Here is a 12,081-nt window from a genome sequence, read left to right as displayed (position 1 = left end):
TAATAAGTCCAAATAAAATAAATACATATGTTTCGATTTCTAATGTTCATTTTCCTCATTGTTTCGGTGCGAGCCATTGCCCAAACCGGCACGATCAAGGGCACAGTAACCACTTCGGACGGCAAGCCTGCCGAATTTGTAAATATTATTCTGGAAAAAACGGCCAGGGGCGCTGTCGTAAATGAGGCCGGTCATTACACGATCAATAAAGTTTCTGCCGGAACTTACACGCTTACAGCGAGTTTTACCGGACTTGTCGCACAAAAAAGTACCGTAACGGTAGCAGCAGGAGAAACCAGTTCAGTCAATTTTACCCTGGCCGAAGACGACCGTCAGTTGCAGGAGGTTGTCATACGCGACGATAGCAGGTTGATGAACAAAGAAACCGAATATGTTGCACGGATGCCTTTAAAAAATCTCGAAAATCCACAGGTGTACAGCGTCGTGGGCAAGGATCTGATGAAAGAGCAAGTGATGACCGACATTAAGGATGTCTTTCGGGCCGCGGCGGGGGTTGCCCCTACCGAATACGTTACCGGAAGCTTTGCGGTAACATTCAGAGGTTTCACCAATTTCGACTATGCCCGGAACGGGATGGCGACTTCGGTTTACAGGTCAGGAACGGAAATCGCAAATCTCGAACGCATCGAGTTGATTAAAGGCCCATCGGGCACTCTTTTTGGTTCGCAAGTGTCCACTTTCGGCGGCGCTATGAATTTGGTTACCAAAAAACCTTATGCTGGTTTTGGAGGTGAAGTAGCTTACAGCATGGGAAGTTTTGACTTAAGCAGGGCTACTGTTGATGTAAATACCCCGCTTAACAAAGAAAAAACAGTGTTGCTCAGGTTCAATGCGGTAAATCACCAGCAAAACAGTTCCAACGAATATGGCAAAAATAAAAGGTATGTCATTGCTCCGAGCCTTTCCTACCAGGCTAGCGATCGCCTTTCTTTCCTGTTCGATTTTGAATATTTCAAAAGTAACGCAACCCGGCCCGCCTACACACTACTCTTTGCAGATGAGGTGCCTTTCAAATCCGCCAAAGATATTCCGTTGGGCTTTAAAAAATCTTTCTTTCAAAATGATTTGCTAAGCGATGCAGAGGCCACCAAATATTTTGGGCAAGCCAAGTATCAGATCAGTAAAAACTGGACGTCAACGACGGGCATATCTCATGTAAACGAATTTTTGAATAATAGCTATCAGCCTTATGTCAATTGGATTAGTGCCGATACAGCCGTGACGAGTATCAGACATTTCGGCCCGAGAGAAAGAACCTATGCAAATGTGCAGCAGAACTTCAACGGCAGTTTTAACACTGGCAGATTTCATCATAACATATTAATTGGGGCCAGTTATGAGTACAATGACGAAACAGTTACTTACAGGATTGTTCCCCTTGATAAAATAAACGTTACCCAACCCTTCGAAAAAGCGGGTCTGAGCAGAATCAACAGCATTTTGGCTGCCCCTTCAACACCTGCGTCTCATGATGCATACGGGGGAAATGCCTTTGGTCTGTATGTCTCTGACGTGATCAATTGGACAGATCGCCTGTCCACGATGCTGAGCCTACGCTACAATCGTTTTGAGCAAACGTACGAGGGAGGTTTTGTGCAGCCGTCGCTTTCTCCGAAGTTGGGCATCGTTTACCAGGTCGTAAAAGATCAGGTATCCCTGTTTGGAAACTTTATGAATGGTTTTCAGAACCAGGGTCCGGTTGAGCAACCCAACGGCGGCCTGTTTAAACCTAAACCGGTTTTTGCCAACCAATTGGAAGGTGGTTTAAAAGCAGAACTACCGGGCAATAAACTGGGCGGCAGCATAAGCTATTACCATATTTCCATTGACAATGCCTTGCGCACCGATGATGCCCAGTATAGTTTTCAGGATGGCCAGCAGGTGAGCAAGGGCGTTGAAGTTGAACTCACTGCAAACCCCCTGACCGGCCTGAGTATTGTAGCCGGATATGGCTTCAATGAAAACAAATTCATCAAGGCTGATGTGTATGAAGGCAAATTCCAGACACAGGCACCACAAAATATCGTTAACTACTGGCTGAGCTATCGTCTGCCTTTCCAAAATTTGAAAGGAATTGGATTGGGCTTTGGTGGAAACTATGTGAGTGATTCGTATTTGAATTCCAGCAACACTTATACGATTCCGGCCTATCACACGATTAATGCTACCGCTTTTTATCAAAAAGAGAAATGGAAGCTTGGTTTCAAACTAAATAACATAACCGATGTGAAATATTGGGACTCAGTAGGAAATCCTCAATTTAGCAGAAATTTTGTCGCTAATTTTTCTTTCAAATTTTAGCCCTTTCCAATTTCAACAATTGTCCAGAGTGGCAGCCGGGAATAAGTCCGTTTCACATTCCCGGCTGCATTGCTAATCAACACGTTTATGGCGCCACCTCCCCGGTAGCATCGAAAAGTTATCAAAATCCTGTAATTATACATTACAGGATTTTCTGATTTCAGACTTATAAAAAACTGGCAGTTCCCCGCATTACTCCCATGAGCATTTAAATGACGGGATCTTCCGTTTGACACATTCCGGATGCACTTTCTTACCCTGTATTCTATATTGATGTCAGTTCATTACCAGGGGAAATTGTTTATCTCCTGATGCAACGGGCAATCCCATGAATCTGAAATCAATGAAAACTCTCTCAGAACAGGAAACGAAACACAAAATCAAAACAGAGTACTTCAATTTTAGTCAGATTGAAAAGTATTTTCTCAATGCTAAGCACGACGACATTTTTCAGGTCATCTCCGACAGAACTTTCATGGACCTGGACATTGAAAACGTCTTCAGGTTTATAGACCGCACTGTCTCCTGCGTCGGTCAACAATATTTGTATTCTCTGATCAGAAGCATTCCACGTGATAGTACCCGTGTGGAGAAACTTGAAAGTACGATCTCTGTTTTCCGAAAAAATTTAGCGCTAAGAACCTCAGTAACAAGAGAAATATCCAAACTAAGCAAAAGAGATGCTTACTACGTAGCGCCACTTTTTCAGGAAAAATACTTGCAAAGACCCACCTGGTTCTGGCTCATCAGGCTACTTTGCGGCATCAGCGTGGTTTCGATTACATTGTCTTACTTTTTTCCGCAAATCCTGATCTTACTGATCGTTCTCTTCCCGATCAACATGGGTATCCATTATTGGAATAAAAACAACCTGTACAGGTATGGCAGTTCTATTCCCCAACTCTTCCTTTTGAATCAGATTGCTAGAAAAATATTGGCAAATACTGAATTCACCGAAGCCCATCCGAACTTACAGAGGTCCACCGACATGCTCAATCGTCTTGGTCCGCAGATGTCGGTTTTCAGGATGGAGGCTAAACTGCAAGGTGAAATCGGCCAGTTCGTTGAATATGTCATGGAATTGTTCAAAGCATTTTTTTGCTGGAACCTGTCCTCATGTTTACCACGCTCCGGATGCTCGATTCTCAAAGACAGCAAATCGCGGATGTTTTTCATTTCGTGGCCGAATGTGACGTCGCACTATCTATTCTTGCGCTTCGGGAAAGCGTACCCTATTCCTGCCCAATGGCCTCAGAAAAGAACAGAAATGAGTTGACTGCCAAGGAAGTATATCATCCGCTGTTGTTCAACGGGATTCCCAACAATATTGAATTGAAAGGGAAGTCAGCCTTGTTGACCGGTTCAAACATGTCGGGCAAAACCACATTTATCAGAACGATGGGCATCAATGCCATCCTGGGACAGACCATCAACACCTGCTTCGCAAAGGATTTCTCTATGCCTCTGACAAAAATTCATTCTTCGATCAGAATATCGGACGATCTGCTTGATGAAAAAAGCTACTATTTTGAGGAAGTAGTTACATTAAAATACCTGATTGAGGAAAGTGAATCCAGTGAGAACAATCTCTTCCTGCTGGACGAACTTTTCAAAGGGACCAATTCAATAGAACGGATTGCAATCGGGAAGTCGGTATTAAGCTACGTAACCCGACGGGGAAATATGGTGTTGGTCTCCACGCACGATCTGGAAATGGCTGATTATTTATCCGATACTTTTGACCTCTATCATTTCACCGAAATCATAGAGGAAAATAAAATCATTTTTGACTACAAAATCAAGCTTGGAAAACTGGCCACCACCAATGCTATCAGGATATTGGGTTTGAATCAATATCCCACCGAAATTATCGACGAAGCGCTGAGATTGTCGCGGGAGTTAAAAGGCAGAACCTGAGCACCCGGCTAACGTCATCGCCGGATACCTGTGTGAAACGGATGGGTTATTTGATTGATCGTTACTCATTAAGACTAACCCTAAAATAAACCACGCAAGATGCATACAGCGCCAGTTGTCGCAGGTGGCTACGCCAGGCTCAATCTGGCCGGTATGCGTTTTAGTTTGGCAGCAGCCGTCGCTTGAACCTGACGGCAAACGTAAGACTTACCGGCAATGACCGATTGCATACAGGTCACGAGATCCTCGGGACAGCCGTTTTTGGTAAGATAACCTTTCACACCGATGCGCAGCAGCGATTGCGCGAGCTCGTAACGCGGATAGCTGGCGTATATAATGAATGAAGCTAAAGGGTTCATTCGCATCACCCTTTTCAGGACGACCTTGTCTATTTCGGGCTGTTCCTCTGAGAGGCCGATAATGATAATGTCGATGGGAGTCGGTTGCGTAACTTTCCCAAGTGAGTGCATACACGCGGTTTCGAGGGTTGTCATGTCTTCGAATTGGCTTTTCAGCATGACGCGGATGCCTGTGCGAAATACGGGGTGCTTGTCTATCAGTACTACATTCATATTCTTCTGTCTATCTTGTACCAAAGGTACGCTCCACTTTAAAATCAGGTCTCCCGGCATCGCCGGGAGATGATTACTTCACTCAACGTCATGAAATCACTTATAGCTTTCCTCCCTGCGTAGCCTACTATCCCAGATCTTCCGTATATACCAGGGATTCGGGATGCAACAAATGTAGGGCGTTTAGCCGGACCCGAGACCACAAAAAATTGAAACGTCTGTTCAAAAATGTTATTTGCTCATTTAAAAAATTTAGCAATCTATCGAAGTAGTACTATGGCTAATTTTCTATATTATTGTCGGGCATAAGGCCAGGCACCACTCACGACCCGTTGCAATGAGCATTCAAATCATCATCGCGGAAGACCATCCGCTAATCTTGATGGGTATCCAGCATTTATTGATGGAACATAAGCCGGAAGCAGTGCTGACCTGCACAAGTGATTTTTCCAAAACGATCGCAATGCTTGACAAGCGTAAGTTTGATCTGCTGATCATGGATATTAATCTTCCGGGCGGCGACAAGGTTGGGATGGTCCATTCGGTCAGGTTAAAGCAGCCGGAGATACCCATATTGGTTTGTTCAAGCTACGACGAGCAGCTTTATGCACTGCCGTTTCTTAAAGCCGGTGCAAATGGCTATATATCCAAAACGGCGATGAACGATGACTTTACCCAAGCGGTGGATCAGGTGCTCAGCGGCCGCACGTATGCCAGTCCGCAGGTCATGCAAAATGCGTTCCGGCAGTTGTTCAATGCAAAAGGCTCCGAAGAGTCTGTCGCAGACAAGCTTTCGGATAAAGAACTCGAAGTGGCACGGTTGCTGGTCAGAGGGTCGTCCACCAAGACAATCAGTGAACATTTGAACCTTTCGCCTTCCTCGATCAGCATTTATAAATCCAAAATCTTCGATAAGCTTGGAGTGAGCAATGTGATCGAGTTGACCACTTATTTTGAGCTGAATGATTAGCTACGGCATCTTACAGATTTGCTGGCGGACTGCCTGGCTTCTTTAATTCACGATCAGCTCGTCCACAAACAGCCACCCTTTCCCTCCCTTACCCTGATGCCAGGCCGGAAGCTTTGCCAATGGTTTGGCTACCAATTTAATACAACTAACCTCACGGGGCTCGAACGCAGCCTCATAAATGAGGTTTTCGGCGCCGGGTATGTCTTTCTCCGGTACTTCGGGACTGATTACTTTCAGCAGCTTAAGTGATTTTTCGTCGGTTCCTCCCCATACTTCAATCCGCGTGGGCGGGAAAATATAGCTTCCGAGGCTCCGGAGCATGCTCAAAGTTACATTACCGGCCCTTACAGGCTTTTTGAAGTACAGATAGCTTTGAAAATCGTTTTGGGTGTAACCCAGCCAGGTACCGCTCACCCGTTCGGTATCGCCTACCTTTCCGTCATACAGCGAAGCCGCTCCCTTCGCTTTATAGCTCGGATCCACCGGTGTGATCAGTTGTGCGCTGTCGATTGGATAACCCGCTTTGAAAAATACTTTCGCCACCTGTTTGCTGCCGTACCAGCCGTTCCGGAAAGCCCTTGCTTTCAGCGTGCTGTTTCTGGTAATGGAAATCGGCTTATCATAGACCTGCGATCGAACACTGTCGGGCTCGGAACCATCGAGGGTATATCGGATGACCGTTCCGGCTATCTGATGTTTGAGGGTCACTCTTTCGTCTTTGGCAACAAGCTGCTTTTCGGTGACGATAATAGGCGGATTGAGCGCCAGGACCAAGGTGTCGCTTCTGAAACCCGTCTCAAATGCGATCTTCCCTCCTTTTTTCAATCTTGCCAGCTCTTCGGTACTCAGGCCTGTACTCCATACATACACCTTTTTCAAAGAAGGAATAGCGTCCAGCGATTTAATATCGTCCATTTTTACGGCCGTCCCGCTCAATGAAAGTTCACGGAGGTTTCCCAGCTTTTTCAGCTCTCCCAATGTCGTTCCCGTAATATCTGTAAAATTCAGGATCAGCTTACGAAGCTCCGGAAACTGGGCCAACCTCTTCAGATCCTCATCCTTCACCGGCATCTTACTCAAATCCATCGAAACAATCTGCCCTTTCAATGGTATCAATCCTTCGATATCCTCACTTTTGAAATTTGCACGGTTGTAAAAATTCACAAACAATGCCGGCGATTCCGCCGACAACGGCCTGATCAGTCGATAAGTGGTGTTCAGTTTTTTTACTTCATCGGCATCCGCCGCGGTAAAGTCATACTGCTCTTCCGTCCGGTCCCCTTCCAATACATTTTGGGCATATGTATAAACCGGGCTTTGCGGCGAAAGGGAAGTCACCAGCTGGTCGAACCGCGACCCGCTCTTCACCCACGCTGCCAGCAACACGATTTCGTCGTCTGTCAACTGCACCTTACCACGCGGCGGCATGTGCTTTTTGTCTTCAAGTGGCAAGTGTAGTCTGCTGATCAGCAGGCCGAGATCCGCTTTGGTAGTGTCCCAAAGTACGCCCCCCTTACCTCCCTTGGTAAGCAAGGCCTGCGTCTGGATCTGTAAACCTCCTTTGGCTTTCTCTTCATTATGACATGACAGGCATTTTTGCTCCAAAACAGGCTTCACAAGGTCGTCGTAAACCTTGGCATCCTCGAAAGCAACTTTCGGGTTCTCATCGGCGGATGGTCCCAACGGGGAAATCAAAAAATCCTCGCCGTGGGTCAGGTTTCCGCCCAAATGCCCCCCCACAAAAAGCAACACCAAAAAGGCACCCGCCACCAGCTTGGAAGACAATTTCCAGGGAGCCAGATATTTTTTCGCCCCGTACCAGATGATACTTGTCAGCGAGATGCCAATACCCAGCCATTTATGCCAAAGTAGTGTATCAGATTCGTAACCTTCTTCTTTGGACAAAACAAAACCTGAAAATGCAGCAACCGCCGCAGTGAGCGCGCCGATGATCAGCAAACTATCTGCCAGCTGGACATTCCAACGGGTCGAATCCACCTTTTCGACGATCAGGACCCACAAACTGTACAGTATCAGGACGACCAGCGGGAAGTGTAAAACCAGAGGGTGCATCCTTCCCACCGCCTGCATCCAGAAAGGGACGGTAAAGCGGCTTTCAAAAAACAAGAGAAATACGAGCAATCCATTCAGGAAGAAGGCCAAATTATAAACAAGCCCTTTCCAATCTGACAAATATCTGCGCACTGTATTCGAGGTTAGTAAATGATTTTATTTGTCACGGTACTTCGCGGCGGCGTGCCGCGCCATTAAGCGATAATTCCTTTCACCAGCTTGCCCGCCACATCCGTAAGGCGATAGCGGCGTCCCTGGTGTTTGAAAACGAGCTTTTCGTGATCCAGTCCCAGTTGATTAAGTATCGTCGCATGGAAATCATGGACATGAACCGGGTCTTTCACGATGTTGTACCCAAACTCATCCGTTTCACCATAGACGATCCCCGGCTTTACGCCGCCGCCCGCCATCCAGACGGTAAACGCCCTGGGGTGGTGGTCACGCCCATAGTTGTCTTTGGTGAGGGTTCCCTGGCAATAGTTGGTCCGCCCAAACTCCCCACCCCAGATCACTAGCGTTTCATCCAGTAACCCGCGTTGTTTAAGGTCGGTAATCAATGCGGCAGATGCCTGGTCGACATCCATACATTGCCCTTTGATTTCGGTCGGCAGCCCTCCATGGCTATCCCATCCCTGATGATAAAGCTGTACAAACCGGACGCCCTGTTCCGAAAGCTTCCGGGCCAGAAGACAATTGGCAGCGTAAGTACCGGGCACGAGGCATTCCGGACCGTACATTTTTACGATCGATTCGGGCTCTTTGCTCATATCGGTGATTTCGGGAACAGCCGTTTGCATCCGGAACGCCATTTCGTACTGTTGCACTTTGGCAGTAATTTCCGGATCACCAAACTCATTGTATGTCCCCTGGTTCAGTTCGGCAAGATTGTCGAGCATTTTACGGCGTTGCGTCCGGTCCATGCCATCAGGATCGTTGAGGTACAGCACCGGATTTTCGCCACTGCTGAATTGTACGCCCTGGTGCACAGAATCCAAAAAGCCATTCGTCCATAATTTCGAATACACGCCCTGGCCATTTCCTTTTCCCCGCGACAACAAAACGCAAAAGCCCGGCAGGTTCTGGTTTTCGCTTCCCAAACCATAGCTCAGCCACGAACCGAAACTGGGCCGGTTACCAACCTGCGCACCGGTCTGAAAGAATGTAAGCGCCGGATCGTGGTTGATCGCCTCGGTATTCAGGGTTTTGATAATGCACAGGTCATCCGCTATGCCCGCCATATGCGGCAACAGCTCGCTCATCCAGGCTCCGCTTTTGCCGTGCTGTTTAAAGTTGAATATCGAACCCGCCAAAGGGAATTTAGCCTGGTTGGCCGTCATGCCCGTCAAACGCTGGGTACCCCGAATCGACTCCGGCAGGTCTTGCCCATGCATTTTGTTCAGCATTGGCTTGTAGTCGAACAAATCCAGCTGGGATGGAGCCCCGTTCTGGAACAGGTAAATCACCCGTTTGGCTTTCGGGGCAAAATGTGGCAGGCCCGCCATCAGTTCGTTCACATCACCTTCCCCGCCTCCACCTTTGAAAAGGTCCGGGATCAGGAGCGACCCCAGCGCCGCACTTCCAAGCCCGAGGCTCAGTTTAGATAAAAAATGTCTGCGTGTGGTATTGATCCCAAAATCAAATATCGGCTTTTCCATGTTTTTTGGCTTTCGGCTATCAGCAATCGACTGTCAGCCTTATTTTATTCAGATACAACTCTAATTTCAACACATAACTATTCCAACAAAACCCAGCGTCAATCGGCTGACAGCCGACAGGCACCTTCAACTCTTCGTAATCGTCTCTTCCATATTGTACAGCGCATTGATCACCCGCATCAACGCGGCAGCGCGTACTTCATCCGCTTTTGGCTCATGCGGATACTCACCCACATTCAGCACCCTGAACGCATGTTTTTTATCCTTCGAAAACATCGAAGCCTCCCCGTTGTAATAGTTGGTGAGCAGTTTCATTTCCTTATCTGTCGGCTGGCGGCAGACGATCTGCTCAAAAGACGTTCTGATGTTGCTCTCCACATCCGTCGATTTCACAACCAGCCTTTCAGCCAGTACCCTCGATGCTTCCAGGACCGTCGGGTCGTTGAGCATTACCAGCGCCTGCAACGGTGTATTCGTTTTGGAACGTTTAATCTCGCAATGGTCACGGTTGCTGGCGTCAAAAATGATCATCGAGGGCGGCGGCACCGTCAGTTTGATAAACGTGTACATGCCTCTTCGGTACAATGCTTCTCCCCTGTCTTGCTGATAGGTCCGCAACGTGCCGCGGCCTGATGTTGCTGCCTCCCAAAGGCCTTTGGGCTGGTAAGGTTTTACGCTGGGCCCGCCTATTTTGGGGTTTAATAATCCACTCGTCGACAACACCATATCCCGGACAAGCTCCGCAGGCAGCCGGTAACGCGGCCCATGCGACAGATAAATATTGTCGGGATCCGCTTTCAGTTTTTCGTCGGTGATCTTGGCGGATTGCCGGTAAGTAGCAGAGGTGACAATTTGCTTCACCAGCCTCTTAATGTCCCATCCGTGGTTCATAAAATCTACCGCAAGCCAATCCAGTAATGCAGGATTCGTGGGGAGGTCTCCCTGCATACCAAAATCCCCAGTACTTTTTACAATGCCCCGTCCGAAGAATTCCTGCCAGATCTGATTAACAAACACCCTGGCTGTCAGAGGATTACTTTTACTCGTCGTCCATTTAGCCAGTCCAAGCCTGTTTTGCGGGAGTCTGGTAGTATCAAATTTCATCACCGCGGGCAGTGCAGCCGCAGTCACTACACGTCCGGGTGCGTCATACACGCCGCGGTTAAGGATATGCGTAGGCCGGAGGGTGTCCAGATCGCCCAATACCGATACCATGAGTTTACTGGTGTCCGGCCTGTTGATGAACGACAGCAACGTCCTCGCTTCTTCATCGGAAATCGTCATCACGGGCATTTTCGCAGGTTTTGTCTGAGAAATATCGCCCTCAAAACCCTTTTCCTTCGAGTTATTGAAAAACGCAAACATCCGGTAGTAATCTTCCTGCGAAATAGGGTCGTATTTATGGTCGTGGCACTGCGCGCATTCGACGGTCAGCCCCAGTACACCGGTACTGAAAGTCTTGGTTTTATCGATATTGTATTCGATGCGGTATTCCTCCGGGATCACCCCTCCTTCCTCGGTGTATTTGTGGTTTCTGAAAAATGCCGTGGCCAGAATCTGCTCCTTACTGGCATTGGGTAACATATCGCCGGCAATCTGCCACAACAGAAACTGGTCGTAGCGCATATTCTTATTGAATGCGTTGATAAGCCAGTCGCGCCAGGGCCATTGTGTTCGCACTTCATCATCCTGATAGCCATAAGAATCGGCATACCGTGCCACGTCCAGCCAATAAACCGCCATTTTCTCTCCATAAGTGTTTTGGCCAATCAGTTCGTCGACGATCTTTTCATATGCCTTGTCGCTTCCATCTGCCTCAAACTTCTTTTGCATTTCTACCGTTGGTGGCAGGCCGGTCAGGTCCAGTGCGGCCCTTTTAAGCAAATGGCTTCTGTCGGCTTCTTCATTCGGGGTCAACCCAGCGCCTTCCATTTTTTGCAGCACGAAGTGGTCAATTTCATTTTTGGGCCACTCGCTGTTGGAAACCTCGGGAACGGCCGGCAACACAGGAGTCGAGAATGCCCAATGCTTCTCGTATTTTGCTCCTTGCTCGATCCATTTGCGCACCAGTCCGATCTCCGTTTCATTCAGCAACCCTAAATGCGATTCCGGGGTAGGCATCTGATACGACGGATCTACCGATGTAATCCTTTTATAAACTTCTGATTGTTCGGGTTTGCCCGGAAAAATCGCTACACCCTTCCCATCTTTCAATTTGGCATAAGCGCTTTCGGCCACATCCAGTCTCAATCCGGCTTCCCGTTTTTTGGCATCCGGCCCGTGACAGGCATAGCATTTATCGGACAGGATCGGCCGGATATCAAAATTATAACTTACTGCGTCGCTGCCCGATTTGGTCTGTAATGTTCCGTTCTTTTTGAAACACGAGACCGCCAGAAACGCAATGACACCAGCCAACACCACTGGAAATAAGAACTTCTTTTTCATTTGACAATCAATAAACCTGCGTAAAAATTCATGGAGTTATGTTAATATACTACCAGTAACTCCAACCAACGGGGGCAAAAAAATACAGAGCGCCCTCCTTGCTTCTAAAAAAGGATTTATGTAG

8 protein-coding genes are annotated in these 12,081 nt (G+C 47.7%); 4 read left to right on the top strand and 4 right to left on the bottom strand.

Features of this window, described 5'->3' with window-relative positions:
* Positions 1–27 precede the first annotated feature (27 nt).
* The 3 genes from BP71_RS23010 to BP71_RS23000 all read left to right on the top strand — a co-directional run bounded on the left by BP71_RS23010 (position 28) and on the right by BP71_RS23000 (position 4,239).
* Entirely contained in the window at positions 28–2,322 is a 2,295-nt protein-coding gene (locus BP71_RS23010; protein WP_496383605.1) for a TonB-dependent siderophore receptor, read from the top strand.
* A gap of 343 nt (positions 2,323–2,665) precedes the next feature.
* Positions 2,666–3,598: a hypothetical protein gene (locus tag BP71_RS23005; RefSeq protein ID WP_496383603.1), complete on the top strand. Its 933-nt coding sequence runs from the start codon at positions 2,666–2,668 to the stop codon at positions 3,596–3,598.
* Positions 3,568–4,239, top strand: a complete 672-nt coding sequence (locus tag BP71_RS23000; RefSeq protein WP_496383601.1) for a MutS-related protein — start codon at positions 3,568–3,570, stop codon at positions 4,237–4,239. Before BP71_RS23005 ends, BP71_RS23000 begins: the two co-directional genes overlap by 31 nt.
* Positions 4,240–4,367: 128 nt before the next feature.
* On the opposite strand, the gene BP71_RS22995 is transcribed toward BP71_RS23000, so the two are convergent.
* On the bottom strand, positions 4,368–4,811 hold the full coding sequence (locus BP71_RS22995) for a response regulator (RefSeq protein ID WP_496383599.1): 444 nt from the start codon (positions 4,809–4,811) through the stop codon (positions 4,368–4,370).
* Positions 4,812–5,148: 337 nt separating this feature from the next.
* On the opposite strand from BP71_RS22995, the gene BP71_RS22990 reads away from it, so the two are divergent.
* Complete coding sequence (locus tag BP71_RS22990) at positions 5,149–5,781, top strand: response regulator (protein ID WP_496383597.1); 633 nt, start codon at positions 5,149–5,151, stop codon at positions 5,779–5,781.
* 42 nt (positions 5,782–5,823) lie between these two features.
* Here the strand turns inward: BP71_RS22990 and BP71_RS22985 are convergent, their stop codons facing one another.
* The 3 genes from BP71_RS22985 to BP71_RS22975 form a co-directional block, all read right to left on the bottom strand.
* The gene (locus tag BP71_RS22985) at positions 5,824–7,986 is read right to left on the bottom strand and encodes a chitobiase/beta-hexosaminidase C-terminal domain-containing protein (protein ID WP_496383595.1); all 2,163 of its coding nucleotides are present in this window, start codon (positions 7,984–7,986) and stop codon (positions 5,824–5,826) included.
* A gap of 62 nt (positions 7,987–8,048) precedes the next feature.
* The gene (locus BP71_RS22980) at positions 8,049–9,509 is read right to left on the bottom strand and encodes a DUF1501 domain-containing protein (RefSeq protein ID WP_496383593.1); all 1,461 of its coding nucleotides are present in this window, start codon (positions 9,507–9,509) and stop codon (positions 8,049–8,051) included.
* A gap of 126 nt (positions 9,510–9,635) precedes the next feature.
* Entirely contained in the window at positions 9,636–11,957 is a 2,322-nt protein-coding gene (locus tag BP71_RS22975) for a PSD1 and planctomycete cytochrome C domain-containing protein (protein WP_496383591.1), read from the bottom strand.
* Positions 11,958–12,081: the final 124 nt, after the last annotated feature.

Source organism: Dyadobacter ginsengisoli DSM 21015 (assembly GCF_059568735.1).
This window is presented reverse-complemented; position numbering and strand designations above follow the sequence as displayed.